The organism is Parashewanella sp. 2210YD4-3 (genome assembly GCF_056591735.1).
Map to the genome: position 1 here is coordinate 1 of NZ_JBWQOG010000018.1, position 25445 is coordinate 25445.

Here is a 25445-nt window from a genome sequence, read left to right on the forward strand (position 1 = left end):
GATGCAACCAAAAATGGTGACAGTTGGACGCTGTCACCGCAAGACTTAAGCGCATTTGCCGATGGTGAGGTCAAAGTTAAAGTTAAAGTGACCGATGCAGCGGGGAACAGCAACACTTCCGATGTGCTGGACATCGTCGTAGATACGCAGGTTGCGAAGCCGGAGATCGACCTTGTCGACAGCAGTGACAGCGGCAGTAGCGATAGCGATAACCTGACCAATGACACCACGCCAACTTTCAATTTGGACAACATCGATGATGATGTGACCTTAGTCGAAATCTTCAATGGTGACACCAAACTAGGTGAAGCAGTTAAAGACAGCAATGGCAACTGGAGTTTCACGCCAGTTACGCCGTTACCACAAGGCACGTACAACCTGACGGTAAAAGTGACCGATGCAGCGGGGAACAGCAACACTTCCGATGTACTGGATATCGTTGTAGATACGCAGGTTGCGAAGCCGGAGATAGACCTTGTCGACAGCAGTGACAGCGGCAGTAGCGATAGAGATAACCTGACTAATGACACCACGCCAACCTTCAATTTGGACAACATCGATGATGATGTGGCCTTAGTTGAAATCTTCAATGGTGACACCAAACTAGGTGAAGCCGTTAAAGGCAGCAATGGCAACTGGAGTTTCACGCCAGTTACGCCGTTACCACAAGGCACGCACAACCTGACGGTAAAAGTGACCGATGCAGCGGGGAACAGCAACACTTCAGAGGGGTTAATTGTTGAAATCGATACAACAATCTCAACAGCAAGCCTTCTGATCACAGGCATAAGCGAAGACAGTGGAGATGTTGGCGACTTTATAACCAATGATTTAGATGGTATTACCATCTTCGGCACCGTTAATGGCACTTTATCTGACGATGAAATTGTAGAGATCAGCCTTGATGGAGGAACGACTTGGACAGCAGTTATTTTAGACAGAGACGGTGGCACTTGGCGATTTGAAGATGCTACCACTCGTTATGATACCTCTGATGCCTTACAAGTTTACCATGTGCGAATTGTAGATACGGCTGGAAATGTTGGTGATAGCACAAACCAGTCGGTGCTTTTTGATAATAGTACCCCAAGTACAACCGTTAAAATTACTGCTATTAGTGATGACAGTGGAACCGTGGGTGATTTTATTACCAATGACCTAGATGGCATTACCATATCTGGGACTGTTGGAGGTAATTTAAAGGTTAATGATAACGTTGAGATTAGCTTTGATGGCGGTGCAACGTGGTCAGTGGTCACACTAAATAGAGCGAACGGAACTTGGAGTTACGACGATAATACCCATCGCAGTAATGGCGACAGTGTGGACTATCAAGTTCGCGTTATCGACAATGTTGGCAATGTCGGTGGCACTGATGAACAAATAGTCACTTTTGATGCTTCTGTACTGACTGCTCCCTTAGTTGAGATCCTTGAAGATAGTAATGACGACGGTATCATCAATGCCGCCGAGCTTGATGGGCAAGTCAATGTTCGTATCAGCCTGAATGGCACCAACGCACAAGTCGGTGATTCGCTGATCATAAATGGTGTTGAGCATGAGTTGTCAACGAATGACATCAGCAATGGTTACTATGACTTGGCGGTGGGTGCACCAGATAATGGTGAAACGATAGAGGTCACGGCCAGCATTAGAGATGTTGCTGGTAACACTTCACCAGAAGGCAGTGACAGTGCCATCATCGATACAATCTTGCCGAGTATCAGCATCACCCTCAATGAGAACATTACGGTGGATGACGTGATCAATGCCGCCGAAGCGGGTAGTACCATCTTAGTTGGCGGTCGTATTCAAGGAGACTTTAGTCAAGGGCAAGAAGTGGTCTTGACGGTCAACGGACAAGAATTTACCGGTGACGCCAACAGCCAAGGCTTTTTCACCATTGGTGTCGCTGGCAGTGCCTTAGTGGCCGATCCAGATCGCACCATCGACGCCAGCGTGACGGTCACCGACAGTGCCGGCAACAGCGCCACTGCCACGGACAGTGAAGGTTACAGCTTAGACACTACTCCCCCCAACGCCAATGATGATTATTTCGGAGGCCTAAGTGGTCAGTATTTTGGTTACGAGCAGTCATTAAATAACAATGAAAACCTATCATCAGTTCAAGATGTTGTAGATTTTATTACTGGCCGAAGTGCGGATGCGACCTTCTCGGCATCTAACATTGATTATGAAATGAGAGATGGTGCGAGTTTTAACCTTGGTAAAGGAGAAAACCTACAAAAATTCTTAGGCTCTGATGCAGATTCATTGAGCCATGATCCTGCAGATACTTCCGATGCTATTTTGAAGATGACGGGGCTCGTATCCTTAGAGGCTGGTACCTATAAGTTTAAAGTTCGTGCTGATGATGGTTACCAGATTAAAATCGATGGTGATGTTAGGGCTATAGTTGATAGAAACCAGCCTCCAACAGGGACTGAACACGCAGAGTTTACTGTTAAGCAAGCTGGTTTGCATTCAATAGAAATTATTTATTGGGATCAAGGTGGTCGGTATTTATTCCAGCCAGAACTGGCGAAAAAAGATGGAAATGGTGATTTTACTTTTGAGCCGTTAGGAAATTATGTAAGTAATACGACCTACTTAGAAGATGAACCAATAACTATTTCAGTGGCAAGCTTGTTAGCTAATGATTCTGATCCTGATGGTGATGTTTTAGAAATAATATCAGTATCTAACGCGCAAAACGGAACTGTAAGCTTTGATAAAGATACTGGCACAATCACTTTTGTTCCTAACCCAGACTTTAATGGGCAAGTGAGCTTCGATTATACCGTTAAAGATCCAGCAGGTAATACCGATACGGCTACGGCGCATATCGCAGTGACTCCAGTCAATGATGCACCAAGTGTTGAGAATATTTCGGTAAATGTTACGGGGACGAATTCACAAGTTGACCTTAATGTACCTCAGCCTACTGATATAGATACTGATACTAGCTCTTTAACTATTAGAGTCACTGGCTTGCCAAACTTGGGTGCTATTACCTTATCAGATGGGACTGTGGTCACCAATGACATGAGCTTGACCCTTGAGCAACTAGCAGGTCTTAAATTTGAAGTTTCAGATGAGTACGATGTGGATGCTGATTTTGGCTCATTGACTTATGTTGTCAGTGATGGGCTGCTGTCGACAACAGGAACTGTTGATTTCACAACCATTGCTAAAGTCACCCTAGATAGCAATATCACTGAAGACGATGTCATCAACCTAGCAGAAAGCCAGAGTATGATCCCGATTTCTGGTCAAGTTACTGGTCAGTATAACGGAGGAGATTCGGTGACTCTTACTGTTAATGGCAAGCCATATACAGGTCAACTTGATCCCAATGGGCGTTTTAGCATCGAGGTCAAAGGTGAAGACCTTAAAGAAGATAACCAAATTTCAGCCAGCGTCAATGTGACTGATGACCAAAATCAATCTCATACCATTACCGATATTGAAGGTTACTCTGTTGATATTATTGCACCAACCGTATCATTCATTTCATCAAACGTTGGTAGTAACTTAATCGCTTTCGAAAATTTCGAGCACTTCGATAAAGCAGATGGTAATGCAAACTCAAACTATGACGATGGTATGGGTTATGTGTGGTTAAGTTCAGGAGCGAATAATGCTTCGTTAATTGATGATTGGGTACTCGATGGCGTTGATATACATGAAGATAGACATGTTAACTTAGGGCAAAATCGATTTGGTGCTCAGCTTGGCCACCATTTAGACATAGGTGGAGTAAATAATGGGTCTTCGACTCAAACCCTAACAAATCTAAAAGTGGATAACACTTATAGCTTAAGTATTGATCTTAAGAGTCGAGCGCCAGATGGTAGAACCAATGATGAGAGTATTGTCGAAATTTCATGGAACGGAAGTGTTGTCGCAAAAATTAACCCTCACTTTGGTTGGAGACCTGATCATGGTGTATTGGAAATTGCTGATGGCTATAGCATAACGGCTATTCCGGTTGGTTCTGGTTGGTATACCTACAAAGTGAGTTTTGTTGCACAAGAAGGAAATAATGAACTCAAATTAACAGAAGTGGGCAATGAAAGTAATGGCCACCATGGTGCGCGCGGTACCCTTATAGACAATGTGAAATGGAACTCAATCGTCAACCCTGATAACGAAGGGCAATTAGGTGAAGTGGGCGTGCTTGCAGGACATCATGGAGCCATCGTTGGTGAGCTTGCTGTTTCCGATAGTGCTAATCCTCAATTTGAGATTTTAGGTGATGCAGATAACCGTTTTGAAGTCATTCAAAATGGTAGTAACTATCAGATAAAACTCAAAGATGGTCAATCACTCGCCGTCACAGATGACTTAACGCTTTCAGTGATCGTTAAAGATGCCGCGGGTAATGCGAGCTCACCCATTGAAGTTCGTGTTCATACCACTGAAGAAATGGTCACAGCGAATATCAGAACTGGTCTAGGGAACGATCTAACCATTAGTAACGCTGAAGCCGTTTCACTAGATTTAAATGGTGTTATTAATGGTGATACCTCTAATGTCAGTAATGTTAGAGTATTTTTCACTGTCGAGAATAATACTACGTTCATTGATACCAATGTAATTAATATCGGCAATGTGAATGGCTGGAAACTCGATAGCATTAATCTTAAAAACATTAATGGCCAAAACCTCACCATAAGTGGCGAATCTTTATCGATAAAAGTCGAGTTACTTGATAGCAACGGCAATGTCATTGCCGAAAGTAATACTGATACAGCAGATTTTGCTGCTGACCTTATTCAATCTTCCAAACTCGATATTGGTCAACACGATGATATTTTTGGTTCAGGCATTGATTTTGAAGATGCGTTGATACCGCAATTTACGGCACACCACTCCACTAAGAACTTATCTTTGCAAAGTAATATCGATAATAAAGAAACGGAACTTTATCTTTCGGATGTACTTCAAGGTGAGCTGATTGATAGCAATACCCCTGAAAATGAAGATTTAAATTTGGCGATAGATTTAACCGAACCACGCTTTATCCAACTTGATAGTCATGGTCGTGATGTAAACATCGGAAATGATGTTAGCAGTGAGCTGGGACTGCATGCCGGTATGAACTCTGATGCTGAAGAGCAATTGCGAATGGCTGATACTGAGGCGAGTAGTCATGCACAAGATATAAGCTCAGAGCCTGTATCAGCGGATCAAGATTGGGCACATAAATTATTACCATAACGAGAAGTTGCTGGCTTAGAACCTCTGAGTCAGCCTAGCTAATTTATTTTAGGGAAGCGCCACTTGTCAGAAACAATGGAAGAACAAAAACAGCAATGGAGCATTTCGGCATCACAGCGAGTGTATGCCGATCCTTTACTTGACTGTTTGGTATTGCTAACTGAACATTTTGGTAACCCTTGTTCGGCAGAATCACTGATTGCAGGTATGCCGATTGAGGGAGCTGCACTAACTCCCGATTTATTGCCACAAACGGCCGCTAGAGCTGGCTTGTCAGCTAAATTGACTCGTCGGAATTTAGATAACCTTTCGGCGGTGATGTTTCCGTGTATTTTACTGCTGCGTGATCAAAAAGCCTGCATCCTCAGAGAGCTGGATGTTGAGAATGATCAGGCGGTGATCCAGCTGGCTGAATCAGGCGGTGAGCATCGATTAACCATTGAAGAACTGGAAGCCATGTATGTGGGATACTTGTTCTTAGTCAAGCAGCAGTATCGAGGTGATCATCGTTTTGATATGCATGAGCACCAGACTAAAGGTCATTGGTTATGGGAAACCGTCCGGGGAGCCTTCCCCATTTATCGTGATGTATTGATTGCCTCCGTTTTGGTCAATATTTTTGCCTTGATCTCCCCTTTATTCGTTATGAATGTGTATGACAAAGTTGTACCCAATTTGGCGTTTGATTCGCTTTGGGTACTGGCTATTGGGGCAGGCATTGCGTATATATTTGATTTGATCATGCGCCAGCTGCGGACTTATCTCACGGATATTGCGGGTAAGAAAATCGATATCATTGTGTCATCTCAGTTGTTTGCTAAAGCTATGGGGCTGCCGTTATCTAAAAAAGCACCAAGCGTAGGCGGGATGGCCAAGCAATTGGGGGAATTTGATCATATTCGAGATTTTCTCACCTCTGTAACCATTACCACGTTAGTGGACATTCCTTTTTCAATCTTTTTTATCGTCATCATTGCCATCGTGGCAGGAGACTTAGCCTTAGTGCCGTTAGTGGGCAGCGTGATCATCATCGGCTTTACCTTGTATATTCAACCCAAGCTGAAACAAGCCATTGATGAAGGGAACAAGTTTGCCAGCTTAAAGCATGGGCATCTTATTGAAAGTTTGTCGGCGCTTGAATCAGTCAAAGCCAATGGTGCTGAAGGCGTATTGCAAAAAAGCTGGCAGCAAATGATTGGTCATACTGCCACTTGGCAGCTGAAATCGAAAAAACTGTCAAATTCAGTCTCTAATCTAGCCAATTTTATGGTGCAAATGACGACAGTATCTGTGGTTATCCTAGGGGTTTACAGAGTCGCTGATAATGCTATTACCATGGGCGGGATCATTGCGGCGGTGATGTTATCGAGTCGTGCGATTGCTCCTATGTCTCAATTGGCTGGGTTAATGAATCGTTCAAACTCAACCCTAAGTGCGTTAAAGCAGCTCGATCAAATCATGCAACAACAAGATGAGTTCGAAGAGCGTGGCAACTTGGTCAGTAAGCAGCGTCTTAAAGGTAATATTGAATTACACAGAGCCGGATTCCAATACTCAGAAGAAGAAAAACCTGTCGTTCGAAATCTTTCTGTAACTATAAATCCCGGCGAACGAGTGGCCATTATCGGTCGTAATGGCTCGGGGAAAAGTACATTAGCAAAACTGTTGTTAGGGCTATATCAACCTACTGAGGGACGGCTTCGTTATGATGGCCAAGATAGTGCTCAAATTCATCCAAGTGATATTAGGCGTAATTTTGGGTATCTGCCCCAAGACGTCACTTTGTTTCATGGAACCATAAGAGACAATATCTTATTTGGCACAAGACAAGTCTCTGAGCATCAGCTTATACGAGCGATCAAACTCTCAGGCGTCAGCCAATTTACAAACTTTGACAGTGAAGGTTTAGATAAACAAGTTGGTGAAGGAGGATTAGCACTGAGCCGAGGTCAACGGCAATGTGTTGCGCTGGCCAGAGCCTGCTTAAATGATCCGTCAATCCTGTTGATGGATGAACCTACAGCCAGTTTAGATGCAAGTTCTGAAAAACAATTTATGCAAGCTATGAAACAAGTGAGCCAAGATCGTTCCCTAATTTTGATCACTCATAAGATGCACTTATTGTCATTGGTTGATCGCATTATCGTGATGGACCAAGGGCACATTGTTGCCGACGGCCCTAAGAAAATAGTGTTAGAGCAGTTAAATGACGGTTCCATTACAGGGAGGGCGAGCGCATGAGTCGGAAGCTTACCAGTGAAGAACTTGATATGGTCGATGACGTATACGGTGCAATGATAACCGATGCGCCTACAGTGCATAGGCTGATCATCTGGTCACTTTGCGCAATGATGATCTGCTTTTTAGTGTGGTCTTATTTTTCTGAGTTAGATCAAGTCACCACTGGCGTAGGTAAAGTTATTCCATCATCGCAAGTACAAATTATCCAAAGTTTAGATGGTGGCATATTGCAAGAAATGCATGTTCGAGAGGGGATGTTAGTCACTAAAGGACAGGCACTTGCTCGTATTGATGATACCCGTTTTCGTTCAGATTATGCCCAGCAAGAACAAGAAGAGTTTGGTTTAAAAGCGAATCTGATCCGCCTAAGAGCAGAGTTAGACAGTTTAGAAGTGTCAGATGTGGGTACAGATTGGCGTAAACAAGTAAACATTAATCTAAAGCCTATGGTGTTTACCCAAGAATTAACTCAAAAAGAACCACAACTCATTGCTCGCCAGCAAGAAGAATATAACGGACGTTTAAACAATCTTAAAAACCAGATAGAAATTCTGGCAAGGCAAATTCAGCAGCGTCAGCAAGAAATGCAAGAGCTGAACTCAAAAATCAAGACACTGTCAACCAGTTACCAATTGTTAACCAGAGAATTAGAGCTAACCAAGCCGCTGGCTGAAAAAGGCATTGTTCCAGAAGTGGAATTACTCAAATTAGAGCGTGGCGTTAATGATATGCAAGGTGAGCTGGCGGGGTTGAGAATTTTACGCCCGAAAATCAAAGCCGCGTTAGATGAAGCCATATTAAAACGCCGAGAAGCAATATTTGTGTTTGCTGCTGAAAATCGTTCCAAGATGAACGAATGGCAAACCAAGCTCTCGCGGATCACCGAAGCTCAAGTGGGTGCAAAAGACAAAGTCAGCAAAGCAGTGATCACCTCGCCCGTTAACGGCACCATCAAAACGGTACACATCAATACTCTTGGTGGCGTAGTTCAACCGGGTGTCGATATTATCGAAATTGTACCCTCAGAAGATCAATTACTGATAGAGGCGAAAGTCAGCCCTAAAGATATTGCGTTCATTCACCCCGGGTTACCTGCGGTTGTCAAAGTAACCGCCTATGATTTCGCCCGTTATGGTGGATTAAATGGCAAGGTTGAACACATCAGTGCTGACACCACTCAAGATGAAGAAGGCAACAGCTTTTATGTCATTCGAGTGCGTACCAAAGATTCCAATTTAAAGAAACAAGATGGCACCTTAATGCCGATCATTCCGGGGATGTTGACGTCAGTCGATGTGATCACTGGACAGCGCAGTATCTTAGAATACATTTTAAATCCGATTCTAAGAGCCAGAGACAGCGCCCTAAGAGAAAGATAAATACAGGGAGAAAATGATGATAAACAAGCAGCGAAAAAAGCAGACAGGGATGGTAGTTGGCATCGTTGCGGGACTTGTTCCGCTTTTTGCCCAAGGCCAATCCTTAGAGCAAGCGGTGGCGCATACCTTAGATACAAACCCACAAATACGCATTGCATATAATCGCTTTAAAGTGCGGGAAGAGCAAAACAATCAAAGTTTTGGTGGTTATTTACCTAATGTTGAGCTTACGGCTGGTTATGGTTATGAAAGCACGAACACACCATCTACACGTCGTGATGCTTCTGTTAATGGTGATCGCGAAGGCTTACGCCGTGGCGAAGCTGGGATCACGATTCGACAAATGTTGTTCGATGGCTTTTCGACCAGCAGTGATTTAGATCGTACTACCAATGAAATGAACGCTGAGCAATGGAATTTATTTTCTGCTGCGGAAAATACCGCCTTAGATGTGACTAAAGTGTACATCGGTTATATTCACGCACAGGAAGTATTAAAGTTATCACTGAAAAACTTAGCGACTCACGAAGAAATCTTTGAGCAAATCAAACAACGTACAGATTCTGGGCTAGGATCAGTCGCCGATCTTTCACAAATTACCGGCCGTTTAGCTCGTGCAAACGCCAATGTTATTTCGGCTAAAAATAATGTGTTAGATGCCAAAGCGCAATTTATTCGGGTGGTAAAACAGCAACCTAAAAACCTTGTTTTACCAGTAGCGGATATGGATATGATCCCAAAAACGCTACCTGAAAGTTTAAGCATTGCCACCGAAAACCACCCTGTGCTAAAAGCAGCGTTTTATGACATCAATGCTGCAAAGTTTGAGCGTGAAGCAACCCAGTCAAACTATTATCCAAAGTTTGAACTTGAGCTTGCAGGTAACTTAAACAATGATCTAAATGGCGAAGATGGTATTACCGGCCGTGGTGCGTTTCAAAATGATGTTGGTGGTCACACCAAAAATTACTCAGCCATGGTCAAGATGCGTTATAACCTATACGCTGGCGGTAAAGACTTAGCTCGTGAAAAAGAAAGTGCCTATAAAATTGGTGAAGCAAAATCACTGCGTGATAATGCTCACCGTGAAGTGGTTGAAGGCGTGCATTTAGCTTGGAATGCCCTTGAATTATTAGGTCCACAGAAAGGTTATATTCGTCAACATGTCGAAGCGGCTAAACAGACTCAAACGGCTTATGTTCAGCAGTTCAGTCTCGGCCAACGCAGCTTGCTTGATTTATTAGATACTGAAAATGAATTGTTTGAGTCTCGTAAAAGTTATTTACAAACTGAGCTCGATGAATTAACGGCTAAATACCGAGTATTAAACTCTACAGGACGTTTATTGGATTCATTACGCGTAACTCGCCCTGCAGAGTGGAAAAATAACAAGGGTTAACATGGAGAATCAGAGCATGAAGCTATGGATAATACTGCTCAGTTTAGTAGTAGTGACTGGGTGTTCAATGCGCGATATGCAACCGATGACAGGAAAGACGGCACAATTGCATAACCTTAATGATCCTGATGGCGATGGCGTGGTATTAGCCAGAGAGCGTTGTACTGGAACCATTGCCAAATCTGAAATTGATAATTATGGCTGCGGTACTGTTAAAAAGTATCAAGAGCGCCGCGAACTTAAGATCCAGTTTGCAAATGATTCAGCGTATCTAGCGCCGAAATATTACGGTCAAATTGAAACACTGGCCGAGTTTTTAACTAAATATCCAGATACTGAGGTTGTGATTGAAGGCCATTGCAGCAAAGTGGGTGATTATCAGCATAACCTTAAGCTTTCACAAAATCGTGCTGAAGCGGTGGTGGATGTACTGACCAAGCAATTCAGCATTAATCCTTCAAGGTTAACCGCTAAAGGCTATAGTTATGATCGTCCCGTGGATGACTCTCATGACTCTTACGCTCATAGTCGTAATCGTCGAGTGATGGCTGAAGTAACCGGCGAGAAAAGTGCTGCCGATTATAAATGGGATATTTATACTGTAGATAAACAGGAAAAGTATTAAATATCAATAAGGATTGGCAGAAGAGATGGTAGCTCGAACCAGTTTGCTTTCGGTTCATTTAAAGAAACACAAATGGCTCTTATGGCTGGCATTGATATGTGGGCTGAGTGTCGTTGCTAAGCAACCGGCCTTAAATCGTGGTAAGGCCGTAGCTTCGCTTGAGCAACGTTATGGTGAGCGAGCTGGGCGTAGAGCTAATGCATGGTTCGATATTATTGAAAAGAATCAAAGACAAACAGAGCATAAGCAATTGAAAACGGTCAATCGCTTTTTTAATTATTTTCAGTTTGTTGATGACATAAAATTGTGGGGCGAATCGAACTACTGGGCTACGCCGATGGAGTTTATCGGAGTTAATGGTGGCGATTGTGAAGACTTTTCGATTGCTAAGTATTTCACGCTGCTGCAGCTCGGTGTCCCCGAAGAAAAAATGCGTATTACCATGGTAAAAGCGCAACAATTAAACCAGTACCATATGGTATTGGCCTATTACGAAACCCCCGGTTCAATTCCGTTAATTTTGGATAATTTGGATAAGCAGATCAAACCTGCCAATGAGCGAACCGATCTTCTGCCTGTATACAGTTTTAACGGTAAACAATTATGGCTAAATAAAGAAAAAGGTCGGGGCGTGTTAGCAGGGAAGGCCACACGTCTTAAAAAATGGAACGATCTCAACCAACGCTTAGGTTTAAGTCGCTTACGCTTGCCTAGACTGAATTTGGAGTAGCAAAACATGACCCTGTTCCGACAAATATATGCGCTACTGTTCGGATTATTTTTACTCGTAGTTCTGTGCTTAGGGTACTTGCAATTTACGGAAACTCGCAGCTTTCTACAAAAGCAGATGAGCTCTGATATTAACAATGCAAGCCATTCATTAGGGTTAATGTTAGTGCCAGCTTTAGAAGCGGGGGATATGGCCCAAGCAGAAACCCTGGTTAACGTTATCTTTGAGGGTGGCTTTTATAAACAAGTTAAATTGACTTGGCTTGTAGACGGTAAAGAACAGCTATGGGAAAACCCTCTTCAAGTACAAGAAGTCCCTCAGTGGTTTTTGGCTTTAGATTTATTTCCTGCCATTACCAAAGAAAGCACAGTAACGTCTGGTTGGCTGCAATTGGCAAAACTTGAAATCACCGCACACCCTGCATTTGGCTATTATGAGTTATGGCGAGTGATAACTAATGCCATCATTATATTTGCATTATTATTTTTAGTTGCCATTGTTTGCGCCCGTTATGGGCTCACTTTTTTGCTCAAACCGCTCAATGCCCTTGCCGATCATGCAAAAAAATTAGAGCAACAGCAGTTTGGTCAGTGTATGGACTCACCAAACATTCAAGAGCTAAAGCCAGTAGTGTCAGCCTTTAATAGCATGTCCACCAAATTATCAAAAGTCTTTAATTCTTTAGATAATGAGCTCACTCAATTGCGTAATAAAAATCTTGTCGATCACGTATCTGGTTTACCAAATCGCCAGTACATGATGTCGAGACTGGAGAGTTGGACAACCGAACCGGGAAGTGGTGCACTGATTTTAGCCAAATTTGAATGGCTAGAGCATGTTCATAATCGTTACGGCTATGAAGTGCGAGATGAAACTATTCGCATACTTTCAGAGACTCTGCAATCTGAGTTAGATAAGGTTTCTTCATCGGTTATTGCTCGTATTGCCGCTTTTGAATTTGCCTTTATGATCCCTGATGTTGAACATGAAAGGCTAAGCAAGTATTTACAAACCCTTATTCGGACTTGTAACCAAGAAATCACCCGCTCAGGTGGTAATGCTAATCAAGGCTTTGTGCTTGGTGTCGCAGAGCGATTAGAAGAAATGAACGCTTCTCAGCTTTTATCTCAAGCAGATAACGCGCTTCAATCAGCATCTCAGCAAGAAAAAGTGTATATATGGCTGGAGACTGATGAACCACAAAGCCTAGATCGTCAGCAGTGGCGTAAAAATTTAACGGCAGCGATAGAAGCACAGCAGTTTCACTTTCGTTGGCAACCAGTACTGTCCATGTCAGGCCAATCTGAGTTGCATCGAGAGTTATACTGCCAGCTCGAAATAGACAGTAAAGTGATTAATGCCGGTAAGTTTATGCCTTACGTTGAGCTATTTTCTTTAGGCTGCATGTTAGATAAATGCTTATTATCTTCTATCAATGCAAACCCAGCCTTACAGAAATACATCGGAAAACTAGCCATCAACTTAACAAAGCAAAGCATACAAGATGATGACTTTTACACTTGGTTAGAGGATTTCTTAGCCGATTGTACATTGATTGATAAACTCAGTTTTGAGATCCCAGAAGCCGCTGTTCATTCAAATCTTGATGCGTGCGATAAATTGTGTCAGTTATTGAAAGCTAAGGGTTGCTTGGTTGGTATTGACCATTATGGACGCCAGCTTGGCTCAATGTCGTACTTACAAACTCTAAACCCTGATTATGTAAAACTTGACCAAGGGCTTGCGGCAGATATCGAGCATACAGATAACAAAGAAGTGGTAACGGCTTTAATTAATGTTGCAAAAGGGTTGGATATAAAAACCATTGTTACCGGAATTCAACAGCCGGTTGAATTAGACCCATTATCAGATTTCAAACTTGCAGGTTATCAAGGATTTATAGAGCCCCCAGTAAAACTCTAATTTCTCTCCTTAAACGGCTGCTCCATCGCGGAGCAGCGATCCAAACATACAGCCTATTAACCTAAAGTTAACTTACCTTAAGAATATGAACTCCTGTTAAGGATTAATTGCGGATTACCCGAACTAATACTATTTTTGGCATAGATAAAATTTTTATGAATATTGAAAGCTGCTGAAATCTAAGTAGTTACTAGGAGTACCTTTATGTTCGAGCTTAGGTTGGTTGAACCGCAATGTCTAGATAGATTAGAAAGCAATCAAGACTTAAAAAATGCAATCGTAGGCGGGCAAAGGCAAGTGATCTCATTCAACCATAAAGGTGGCGCGAGTACCAAAGCTGAGTATTGCTTTGTCATTCAAGATGGCGAAATTTTATCTGCTCAAACGGGGGGGAAAGGCAAGCTCCTAAAAGGCTTTTTCAGTGCTAGCTCAAAATCAGAACCTGAGCATCTTGTCAGTTTAAGTGAAACTACAGGCAAGGATCATACCGCACAAGCGCTATTACACTCTGCATTAATTAAAAGCCAATTACCGCTGGAAATTGTTGTTAATACATTAATGAAATACCCAGAAAATGGTGCTGTTATATTAGATCGTATTTATCAGCAAGATCCTGGAAGATTTATAGAAATTGTTACAGAGATCAGAGACCGAGAGCTTGCTACACAACAAGCACAAGATCAAGCGAGTGACAGAGCTTCAGAAAGCGAGGAAGAAATAGACACAGATACATATGGCCAAGAGCACCAATCAGGTGCTGCTGCGACTAACATCAATACCGAAGCAGCTTTGCTCAAATCTGGTAGGGCGTTAGTTACTAAAAGTGTTATTTCAGAATTAAAGCACTGTAGCACAGATAGCTATATAAAAGCTCTTGAGGTAGTGGTGGTAAAAGAGCCCAATTTTGTGGTAGCCGAGTTGCCTCAGTTAGATCGAGTTCAGCTTAACAATGTGTTAGCATTATTTCGCCCGCATACGTTACCAGCGCTAGTGAGTCAGCTAAGCGATAAAGATGTCCAGTCGGTATTCTATAATGGGTGCAAAGGAGCAATGACTACTGCACACGATCCATTATTTGAACGTTCCGTTAATGTAAGGTTGGTTTTAACTAACCTTACACCAGAACAGTTTGTTAGAACCTTTAACCTTCTTTCCATCTATGATAAGGCAGTCATGCTAAGCCTATTGGATAAACAGAAGTTAGAAAGTATCTTAGCTTACCGGCCCGATTTGCTGTCAAGCTTAACGAAAGCAGAACAACGTGTGGTCCTGAGTGTCATCCTTAAAGGAAAAGTGTCTGTATGTATTAGTCAGGATTATGATCGCATTGCAACTGCAAATGTAATGAAAGCTCATAGTGCTATTATAGCTACAAAATTTAATCCTAAACGAGAAATAGTGGAGCAATATGGAGAGGCGCACACGATTCAGCTCATAGAGTTTACGGCTGATGAAAAAGAAGAACACGAATCATTAAAACAGCTTGTAACACTTACTAGCATAAAGAACCCCTATAAGGCTCCTTCTTCAGAAGCACAGCCTCGTCCATTAGAACCAGAACCAGAACAACCTCTAGCTCAAAGTTTATCACAAGAAGAGTCAGTTACTTCCGAACATGATAGTGTGGCACAGAGAGATTCATTGCTAGAACTAGAATCAGCGCCAGAGCAAGACGAAAAGCAACGACTAGCCAAAAATACATTATTATTTGAGCAGATGGTTGCAGCTGCAAAGTTAGAGAGCTCCGAAGAAACTGATGATAAGTTGTCGGTAAGTTCATTGCCCCTTTTTGAAATTGCAGGTGATGATGAATCTCCAGAAACCGAAGAAGCACGATCGAAAAGTTTATCTAATGAGTTCCTCGTCAAAGAACAAAATCAGCCATCATTCGCTAGTTATCAGATATCCCCAGCAGCAAGAGGAAGTACTGATTCGGCAGAGTCATTCCATACTCCACAAGGTGCGTCTCCGTTTGAAACCGGACTAGGCTCTAATTCACAAACGTCATTGGTTGGCTCAAGGCCTCAGCAACCAAGTAAAGACGTTAGTGATGATGGCTCAGTTGTAGATAATGGTGCGGAAGAAGTCGTTGTTAAGCAAAAACAACAGCAAGTGCAGGAGGAGGCTAGACAACAACGTAGACAAAGACGTTCAGACCGTAAAAGAGTCGTTCCATCAATTGTGCCTGAGGATTTTAGGACAGATGAAACATGGATAACTCAAAGTCAACCTGATGAATCCATCATGACGTTTATGGGGGTAGATGTTAAGCAACAAGATGTTTTAAAAGTCCCGTCTATCATTCCATTGAACATAAAGCCCGATCAATCCATTGTTGTGAAAAAATCACAGCCCTTGGAACCACAAAACATTCCTGAAGGTGCTCCTCTTGAAGATTATATCGAGACATCAGATGGCGAAGATGATGCCGACTTTAATTTTGCCGACATTTTACCAAGCTTGAGTGAAGCTAGACCTGATGATTTTGAAGAAGAGGATGCTGAGCGTTCTCTACAGCATCCTCTTCAACCATTGTCTTTAAACCAACCATTGTCATTGAATACACCTTCATCTGGTTGGGGTGCCATAGACCTACCTCAAGAACAATCTTTAGAGTGGCAAGACAATGATCCGCAAGTATCACTCACATTACAAACTCAAATGGCAGCGGCTGAGGTTGCTGTAGTTCAAAATGTTGTTTCAAAACAAGTGGAAACATCACTAACGAGTGCGGATATTAACTCTCTGCCTGGGGCAGTTCAGGCCGAAGCTAAGAAATTAGAGCTGGATTTAGCCGTTGAATTACCAGAGAGTATACTCACAGTATTTCAGCAAGCGATGCAGGCAAGAACGTCTGAAGAGTTGGGTGTTGAAAGTGGTAACTTCATGGTTGAAGCATATTTATTAGTAGATCGTTTAGCATCCGAAGGCAAAGAGCTCACTTATTTGCAAAAGCGCAGATTACGTAACTGCTTAGTTCACCTCATGGCAAGGGCTTGCTTACTAGAGCAAGATGGTGAGGCTGTTGAGATGAGGCTAAACAGAATCGACCATGGTGGTAAACAAGCATTAGGAACAAAAGCCATTAAGTTAGTTGAGATGCGTAACTACATAGATTCTGATGAGCTTGAGGGGGCGGTATTAAGAACGACGGTAGCCAACATTCTGTCGAGATTTTTGCTTAAAGTTAATGAGGCCGCGACTCATCCAAAAGTAGGTGAAGTTAAGAAAGTACACGCGCAAACGTTATCAGAAATACTGTCAACAAAAGCGTTTAATATTAGCGTTAAATCTCGCCTTAGTATTGAAGAGCCGTTGGAGCAGACACTGAACAAACTTGACGGAGTGGGAGCCAAAAAGGGTAAACCTGCGAAAACGGGTAAGATAGAGTTATTGGAAAGATTAAAAGAAAGTGATTACGACGATGTTAAGGATTTAGCCACAAGAGCCAGTGCTACCGTTGTTGAGCTTCGTCAACAAAGAATGACGGCTGCACAAACAAAAGCGGATACCAGTTTAGATAGATATACTGCTGAAGCTGCACTACTGCTATCGAATTTAGTTGAAGAGCTAGATCAGTTAGATGACGCTGAAGATCAATACGGGCAAGATTCTCTAAACGGTGTATTGATTTCAAAAGAGGCAGAGAATGAACACCAAACTAGACTTCAACAAATTGACGAGTTGCAAGCGCATCATGATGCATTAGCAGAGCTAGATGGGCTAATTAAAAATATCAAATCACTACTTAGAGCTGAAGCAACGCTCAGAGAAGAACTGGAAGAATATGATGAAGAAACCCGTACTAAAGACGTACAATCGATAGAGTTTTTATTTCACCCGGTTTATGAAGAGCAAGTAAGGTTACGTAAACAAGCGTTGATGCTTGATTTTGATGCGACTCAAAGAAAAACAGTAACTCATAAAAATAAGCGTAAACTATTGCAACCTACACAAATTTCTTCTCATATTCCTGAACTTGTCGAGATACAAGTACGAAAGCATGTACCAGTCAGTGCAGACTCTGATGGTACCAGCGATGACTATTTACAGATGAAAGGGGCGGTAGAATTTGAAGTTGAAAAAGTGTATTGCGAAGGGTTGCTGAGTGCTTTAGGGGCTGAAAAATTTGGTGACTTATCGGCCGTTGATGAGAGACATATGACGGATGCTCGCCGTGCGGCATTACGAGACCATTTAATGCTTAATTGTGACTTACCACTTTCACGTCCGCAAAAACGTCGCTTTTTTGAAATAGTGAAACAGATGGGAGAGATAAATACCAATGCTGTTTGTACTCTTGAAGAGTTCCAAAAAGATTTACGCTTCATAACCAAGCCGTGTACCAAAGAAGTCATGCTGTATTTAGCTCAAAAAGAACCTGATCTATTTATACAGCTGATAACAGAGTTGGATTATTCTCAATTAACCGCAGAGGGGTTACAGGGCATTTTCTATGGCTGTAGATTTTTAACCTCCCCTGAGTTTATGGGACAGTTTGAAGGACATCAGAATTTAGTCGAATTTTTAGAACTCAATCCAGTGTCCATAGATATTTCTGAACAGCATATGGAACAGATAAAAGCTTCTGTTGTGACTTATGCTTCAACGTTACAGCGTGATGGTAAAACAGGCATTGTTACAAAACCAGAAGGCGCTGACTTCGAGATTTTACCTTACCCTAAATATGAAAAATTTGATGTTACTGACAAAGCTTGTCAAGCCTTAGGGGCGCTTCAAGTTGCATCTGCATTTATTAATGCTTATCGAGATTTTTGCCTTGCCGCTATTTCTGTTGAGCGAAAACCTCCCAAGCAGGCGAAAGCTCAAGAGCTAGAAGTCTTCTACGCAGAACAAGAGTTGCTGGAGACAAATGCATCGCGATTAAGTACATTAAACAATAATGTTGTTCATTGCGGAACTGAAGTGCTACGTTTATCTCAGCCTGATTTTAAGAGCAAAAAAATCTGGTATACCCAATACTTCTGCCGTAATGCTGTTCCAGGCTTGACAGTAGTAAACACTGATATGTTCCAGCCGCGCTCAGGTTTTGTGATCAGGGATAAAAATCCTTCAGTAAAATGGGCTACAGCTAAGCAATAAATGACAGATATTAGGCTGAGGTAAACCTCAGCCTAAAGTAAATTATTTATGATATTGCCCTGAGTGCTTTACTACAGAATCAATAAAGGCTTTGGCGTGTTCAGGATCCACATGCTGATGGATACCATGACCAAGGTTAAACACATGACCTGTGCCATTGCCGTAGCTGGCTAAAATAGACTTCACTTCTTGTTCAATACGCTCTGGCGTGCCATAAAGTACAGATGGGTCCATGTTGCCTTGCAGTGCCACTTTCTCACCCACACGGCGGCGAGCATCACCAATATCAACCGTCCAATCTAAACCTAGGGCATCACAGCCCGTTTCAGCCATAGCTTCTAGCCATAAACCGCCACCTTTGGTAAATAAAGTAACAGGCACTTGGCGACCATCAGCGTGACGAGTTAACCCATCCACGATTTTTTGCATGTATGGTAGTGAAAACTCACGGTAGGCATTATGAGATAAAGCGCCACCCCAAGAGTCGAAAATCATTAGCGATTGAGCACCGTTTGCGACTTGTGCATTCAAATACAAAATGACGGAATCAGCCAGTTTGTCTAATAGCAAGTGCAACGCTTTTGGCTCTGAATATGCCATTTTTTTGATTTTCTCAAAGGTCTTGCTTGAACCGCCTTCAACCATATAGGTGGCGAGCGTCCAAGGAGAACCAGAGAAACCAATTAGTGGTACTTCGCCTTTTAGCTCACGACGAATAGTGCTGACCGCATTCATTACATAGCCAAGCTCGTCTTCTGGATCAGGGATTGCTAGCTTTTCAATGGCTGCCATGCTATCCGCTTTACGCTCAAACTTAGGGCCTTCACCCGTTTCGAAGTACAAGCCAAGCCCCATGGCATCAGGAATGGTGAGAATATCTGAGAATAAAATCGCCGCATCTAAATCGTAACGACGTAAAGGCTGTAGGGTAACTTCACAAGCCAGTTCAGCATTTTTACACAAAGACATAAAGTCGCCAGCTTGAGCACGAGTCGCACGATACTCTGGTAAATAACGCCCCGCTTGACGCATCATCCAAATAGGAGTGCGATCCACAGGTTGTTTTAGTAGCGCCCGCAAATAGCGATCATTTTTTAATTCAGTCATCAGGCTGGTTCCTAAACTTCGAGTCAAAATATTTGGGGCGTAGTGTACCTGAGAACTGTGATCAAAGTTAGCGTTATTTGGTGTAAAATGTGCTAAATCAAGACCTTTATAAAAGTTAAACGCACTAGATGTGATTAAGATCAAACTCAACAGACAATGATAATAAAGTAATCGATTTTTATTCGAAAAAGGTTGATCAAACCGTCGATTGTTACTTACATTAGACTGTAGGGAAAATAAACAATTGGGAAACAGGATGCTAAGCAAACTAGAACAAGCCGAACAGCGGTGGGGTGGAGCTAACCAACTGATCGACCAATGGCTCAGTCATCGTCGTAATCTATTAATCCAGTATTTTAAATTAGCTGGTTTACCGCCTTACGAAACGGAAGAGCAATCCTTACCATCATTTGATAATGTAAAAGAATTTTGTAACGCCCTTGTAGACTATGTGTCAGAGGGGCATTTTGAAGTGTATGATCAAGTGGTTTCAGCTTGTGAAAAGCACGGTTCCAGCAGTCAAGAATTGGCTAGACAACTACTCCCGAAAATCAGTTCCAGCACTGACATTGTTCTTGATTTTAGTGATAAATACACTCAAGCAACCAGCGATAATGTGTTGTTAGAGTTGGATGATGATTTATCTCGTCTAGGCAGCTCAATTGAAAATCGTTTTGGCTATGAGGATGAATTGTTAGAAGTATTGCATGAGTATCATTCGTAGTTTTATCGTCTCATAAAAAAGCCTAGGCATAAGTACCTAGGCTTTATTGTTATTGGAGTTTAATTATTTCACTAAATCCAACTCTTTCAACAGATTATCAGCGTGATCGACTTTATCCATCATCCATAGAATGTAACGAATATCCACGTGAACCGCGCGAGTGATTTCTGGGTTGAAGAACCAATCTTTAGTGATGGCTTCGTAAGTAGAGTCGAAGTTTAGACCGACCAATTCACCTTTAGCGTTAAATACTGGCGAGCCAGAGTTACCGCCTGTTGTATCTACGCTTGATAAGAAGTTAACTGGCACAGACTCAAACTTAGCAGGGTCAGCTTCACATGAGAATAAGCGGCAAAGCATACTGCGTGGATCAGGGTAAACTGACTCAACTTCATGACTGCCGTAGTCTTTGTCTTTAATCGCTTTAAGTAACTTCGCTGGAGCATTAAATGGTTCTACTCCCGTATTTTTGGCGACTAAACCTTCTAGCTTAGTGAAAGGTTGCTTGTACATACCATCTTGCGCTTGATAACCATCAACCACACCGTAGGTTACACGCAATGTACCGTTAGCGTCTGGGTATACAGGTAAATCTAGAGATTTGTTATAGGCAATGATAGATGCCATATAAGCAGGACGCGCAATAGACAGTTTGCCCGCTAAGGTTTTCGCGGCTTTTTCATTACGCATGTTGGTGTCGTACAACGCAACAGCTAATTGAATGAATGGATCTTGGCTGGTTTTAAAGTCAGCAACGGAGGCATTCATCCAGTGTAAGCGTTTCTCGTGCTTGGTAAGCTGCGATTGAGCATACATCTTAGCAACTCGTTGCTTTAATGGTACTTTGTCTTGTGCAAGCCAAGTATCCAGTGCTCTTACGCGGTTAGATTGCTTTTCATAAGCCATCAAATCTTGCAGCCACAATACTTTATCCACACGGGCATCAAAGCGAGTATCTAAGCGTTTCAGGCGAGCAGAAAATAGCTTCATATCACGCTCTTGATAGCCAGCCTCGCGTTTCGCATCTGGCTTTTGCTTTTCGTTGGCAAGACGATATAAACGCTTGGCAGCTTCGAGTAATGCACTGGATTGAGCATTGTCAAAATAGAAGCCTTGCATGTAGTTGGCGTGCTGCTTTTTAAGCAAAGCTTCTAGGTTAGAGACAATCTCACTATTAGGCTGCTGCTTAACAAGCCATGCTTTAAACTCATTTTCTTTGTGTTGCTTGATACCGACAATATCAGTAGCGCGGAAACCGTCTAATAAGCCGTTTAGCTTTTTCATGCGGTTGGCGGTTGATGCAAGCGTGCTGGCGTATTGGATTTTGATGTCTTTATTGTCAGCGCCCATTTGTTCAATGGTATCAATACGACGTTGATAGCGTTCAGCCAAATGTGGATATTGCCAGTCGTTAGCAAATTTAAGCTCTGATGTGAGGCGATAACGACTGGTGCGACCTGGGTAACCGGCTGCAAATACAGCATCACCTGCTTTCACACCATTTTCGTTAATTTTAACGAAGCCTTTGGGTACGTAAGGAACATTGTCTTTGCTGAACTGAGCAGGTTTACCATCTTTGCCTACATACGCGCGTAAAAAGGTAAAGTCAGCACTGTGGCGAGGGTATTCATAGTTATCAATCGCTCCACCAAAAGAGGCTGCGTGTTCAGATGGCGCATAAACTAAGCGCACATCACGAATGATAAGTTGTTTGATTTGATAGTATTCTAATCCATTGTGAAAGCTACGAACGGAGCAGCGGTAGTTAGGATCTGATTCACATTGCTTAACTAAATCTTTACGACGTTGAGCAATGGTTTGATAACGAGTGAGTGGGTCGTCACCTAAGTCAGCCGTTACAGTATCAGTGACATTCTTTACATCTTCAGTAATGTAAAGGCGTTCGTTGGCACCCGCTGATACTTCTTCACTCATTGATTTTGCTAAAAAACCATCGGCTAAATAGTTATGGTCTTTATTACTGTTGTGTTGAATGGCACCATAAGCACAGTGGTGATTGGTTACAACTAAGCCTTTCGGAGACACGAAACTCGCGGTACAGTATCCTAAACTTACGACAGCATTCATTGGATGTTGAGTGAGATCAGCCAGTTTTTTCGCTGGGATCTCAATGCCACGTCGTTTTAGTTTATCTGCTATTGAAGGGAGTTGATGAGGTTGCCATTGTCCTTCATCAGCGATGGCAGCACGATGAACCATTGCAGAGCCAGATGAAAGAGCCAAGGCGACAATGAGTGCCTTACGCATAGTTATTCCTTAATTTATCTTGCGAATTCCACTAGAATGATGTCTAGGGCTGAGGGTTTGAATTTATATCATATTTACAGCGCCGATTGTTAAAAGAAACCGCATTGATTTACATCGCGCTATACAGGAGCATGAATGGCACAGCAAGGGGCAGCAAGAAAACAATTTAAGGCGAAAGATGCCCAAGTCGAAGGCATTAAAATGCCGCCGCATTCGTTAGAAGCTGAACAATCCATTATTGGTGGGCTTATGCTGGATGCCGAAGCGTGGGATAAAGTATCAGAAGCCGTAGTCAAAGAGGATTTTTATTCTCGCTCGCATCGTTTGATCTTTGAATCCATGTCTAAGCTGGTGGAAAGTGGCCAGCCGTTAGATTTAGTAACCGTGACCGAGCGGCTAGAGCTGGAAAATCAGCTCGATGATGCCGGCGGCTTTGCTTACATCTCTGAAATCACCAAAAATACGCCGAGTGCGGGCAACATTTTATCTTACGCAGAAATCGTGCGTGAACGTGCGGTGGTGCGTGAAATGATCCGTGTAGCTCATGACATTGCTGATGCCGGTTATAACCCAGAAGGGCGTGGTTCGAGTGAATTACTTGACCTTGCTGAAAGTAAAGTTTTTAAAATTGCCGAACAACGTGCCGATGCCAATGAAGGCCCTGAAGGCATCAAAAGCATTCTTGAAAAAACCGTCGATAAAATCGAAGAGCTATATAACAATCCGCATAACGGTGTGACAGGTGTATCGTCAGGTTTTTCCGATCTGGATAATATGACTGCTGGTTTCCAATCAGGAGATTTGATCATTGTCGCCGCTCGTCCATCTATGGGTAAAACCACCTTTGCGATGAACTTGTGTGAACAAGCCTCCTTACACGAAGACAAGCCAGTACTGATTTTCAGCTTAGAGATGCCCTCTGAGCAGATCATGATGCGTATGTTGGCATCCTTAGGTCGTGTTGACCAAACCAAAATTCGTACTGGTCGCTTGGACGATGACGATTGGGCGCGCGTATCTTCTACAATGGGCATTATGCTGGAGCAAGGCAAGATGTACATTGATGACTCATCGGGTCTAACACCGACTGAGGTTCGTTCTCGTGCTCGTCGTATTGCCCGTGAATACGGTGGTTTGTCGATGATCATGGTGGACTACTTGCAGTTGATGCAAGTACCTGCTTTGTCCGATAACCGTACGTTGGAAATTGCGGAGATTTCACGCTCGCTTAAAGCATTAGCAAAAGAATTAGAAATTCCTGTAATTGCGTTATCACAGCTTAACCGTTCTTTGGAGCAACGTGCTGATAAGCGCCCAGTAAACTCTGACTTGCGTGAATCGGGTTCTATCGAGCAGGATGCGGATTTGATCATGTTCATCTACCGAGATGAAGTGTATAACGACAATTCGGAAGACAAAGGCACAGCTGAGATCATTATTGGTAAGCAGCGTAACGGCCCGATTGGACGTGTACGTTTAACCTTCCAAGGTCAATGGTCGCGTTTTGATAACTTCGCTGGTCCACAGTTTGAAGAAGATTAACTTAATTCTCGCTGAAATACTGCATCTTCAGGTATCACGAGTATAGGTAGCCTTTGACTATTCACAGTTCTAAGCAGGATAATTTTTTGAAGCCTTTCCCCCGCGCAGAGGTGAGTTGTCGCGCGTTAAAACACAACCTTGAGCAATTAAAAGTCATCGCACCAAACAGTAAAGTCATGGCTGTTGTCAAAGCTAATGGTTATGGACATGGTTTAATCAATGTCGCAAAATGTTTAACTGAGGCTGATGGTTTTGGCTTAGCTCGATTAAAAGAAGCCTTAATGCTGCGCGATGCGGGGATCCAACAGAAGTTGTTACTGCTTGAAGGTTTTTTTCATGAAATCGATCTACACAAGTTGGTAGATCACAATATAGAAACCGTCGTCCACCACGAATCACAGGTAGAAATGCTGGAACAAGCGAGATTACCTAGGCCAATCAAAGTATGGTTAAAATTGGACTCGGGTATGAATCGCCTTGGCGTATCGATAGAAGAATTTACTGCCATTTATCAACGCTTAGTGAATTGTCCCAATGTTGAAAAGCCGATCCATCTAATGACGCATTTTGCTTGTGCTGATGAACCTAATAATGGCATGACTCAAAATCAACTAGAGCTGTTTGAATCATTGACGAAGGACTTAGATGGCGAACGTACCTTATCGAATTCAGCAGCAACGCTTTATTGGTCACAAGCGCATGGTGATTGGGTTCGCCCAGGGATAGCTTTGTATGGCATATCACCAGTTGTAGGTGACTTGGGGACAAACCATGAATTAACGCCGGCAATGGAATTAAAGTCGCAACTTATTTCAATAAAAACAGTAAAGGCCAACGAAAGTGTCGGTTATGGTGCATATTGGCAAGCCAAACAACAAACAGTGCTAGGTGTTGTGGCGATTGGCTATGGTGATGGATATCCTCGCAATGCCCCAGAAGGGACACCAGTTTGGGTGAATGGTCGCCGTGTGCCGATAGTCGGGCGTGTGTCGATGGATATGCTTACGGTTGATTTAGGTGTTGATGCTCAAGATAAAGTCGGTGATGAAGCGACTCTATGGGGTAAAGCACTTCCTGTTGAAGAAGTGGCTGAACATATTGGCACCATTGCTTATGAGCTGATGACTAAGTTGACCCCACGTGTAGCGGTTTGTTTGGAATAAACTCCAGCTGAACAAACA

The 25445-nt window shown here is 42.7% G+C and carries 13 protein-coding genes; 11 read left to right on the top strand and 2 right to left on the bottom strand.

Translation table 11 applies throughout. The features are described 5' to 3' along the window. The 8 genes from AC1EU0_RS18690 to AC1EU0_RS18725 all read left to right on the top strand — a co-directional run. The coding region (locus AC1EU0_RS18690) for an Ig-like domain-containing protein (protein ID WP_480304255.1) at nt 1-5223 on the top strand (5223 nt) is incomplete at its 5' end. Nucleotides 5224-5298: 75 nt separating this feature from the next. Beyond that, on the top strand, nt 5299-7464 hold the full coding sequence (locus tag AC1EU0_RS18695; RefSeq protein ID WP_480304292.1) for a type I secretion system permease/ATPase: 2166 nt from the start codon (nt 5299-5301) through the stop codon (nt 7462-7464). Further along, on the top strand, nt 7461-8843 hold the full coding sequence (locus AC1EU0_RS18700) for an HlyD family type I secretion periplasmic adaptor subunit (RefSeq protein ID WP_480304257.1): 1383 nt from the start codon (nt 7461-7463) through the stop codon (nt 8841-8843). Before AC1EU0_RS18695 ends, AC1EU0_RS18700 begins: the two co-directional genes overlap by 4 nt. A 13-nt stretch (nt 8844-8856) precedes the next feature. Then, the gene (locus AC1EU0_RS18705) at nt 8857-10242 is read left to right on the top strand and encodes a TolC family outer membrane protein (RefSeq protein WP_480304259.1); all 1386 of its coding nucleotides are present in this window, start codon (nt 8857-8859) and stop codon (nt 10240-10242) included. A 16-nt stretch (nt 10243-10258) separates the two neighbouring features. Then, nucleotides 10259-10867, top strand: coding sequence for an OmpA family protein (locus AC1EU0_RS18710; RefSeq protein ID WP_480304261.1), 609 nt, complete (start codon nt 10259-10261; stop codon nt 10865-10867). Nucleotides 10868-10892: 25 nt separating this feature from the next. After that, a complete protein-coding gene (locus tag AC1EU0_RS18715) occupies nt 10893-11597 on the top strand; it encodes a transglutaminase-like cysteine peptidase (RefSeq protein ID WP_480304263.1) in 705 nt (234 codons plus the stop codon). Nucleotides 11598-11603: 6 nt separating this feature from the next. Continuing rightward, nucleotides 11604-13520, top strand: coding sequence for an EAL domain-containing protein (locus AC1EU0_RS18720; RefSeq protein ID WP_480304265.1), 1917 nt, complete (start codon nt 11604-11606; stop codon nt 13518-13520). A gap of 204 nt (nt 13521-13724) precedes the next feature. Next, complete coding sequence (locus AC1EU0_RS18725) at nt 13725-18623, top strand: hypothetical protein (protein ID WP_480304267.1); 4899 nt, start codon at nt 13725-13727, stop codon at nt 18621-18623. Nucleotides 18624-18665: 42 nt separating this feature from the next. On the opposite strand, the gene hemE is transcribed toward AC1EU0_RS18725, so the two are convergent. Next, on the bottom strand, nt 18666-19730 hold the full coding sequence (gene hemE, locus AC1EU0_RS18730) for a uroporphyrinogen decarboxylase (protein WP_480304268.1): 1065 nt from the start codon (nt 19728-19730) through the stop codon (nt 18666-18668). Between the two features lie 256 nt (nt 19731-19986). Here hemE and rsd point away from each other — a divergent pair, with 256 nt between their 5' ends. Beyond that, nucleotides 19987-20454 carry a sigma D regulator gene (rsd, locus tag AC1EU0_RS18735; RefSeq protein ID WP_480304270.1) on the top strand — a complete coding sequence of 156 codons (468 nt, stop codon included), beginning with the start codon at nt 19987-19989 and terminating at the stop codon, nt 20452-20454. A 63-nt stretch (nt 20455-20517) separates the two neighbouring features. Here the strand turns inward: rsd and AC1EU0_RS18740 are convergent, their stop codons facing one another. Continuing rightward, nucleotides 20518-22722: a S46 family peptidase gene (locus AC1EU0_RS18740; RefSeq protein ID WP_480304272.1), complete on the bottom strand. Its 2205-nt coding sequence runs from the start codon at nt 22720-22722 to the stop codon at nt 20518-20520. Between the two features lie 135 nt (nt 22723-22857). On the opposite strand from AC1EU0_RS18740, the gene dnaB reads away from it, so the two are divergent. Continuing rightward, entirely contained in the window at nt 22858-24264 is a 1407-nt protein-coding gene (gene dnaB, locus AC1EU0_RS18745) for a replicative DNA helicase (RefSeq protein WP_480304274.1), read from the top strand. 86 nt (nt 24265-24350) lie between these two features. Then, nucleotides 24351-25427, top strand: a complete 1077-nt coding sequence (gene alr / locus AC1EU0_RS18750) for an alanine racemase (protein ID WP_480304276.1) — start codon at nt 24351-24353, stop codon at nt 25425-25427. The last annotated feature ends 18 nt before the right edge of the window (nt 25428-25445 follow it).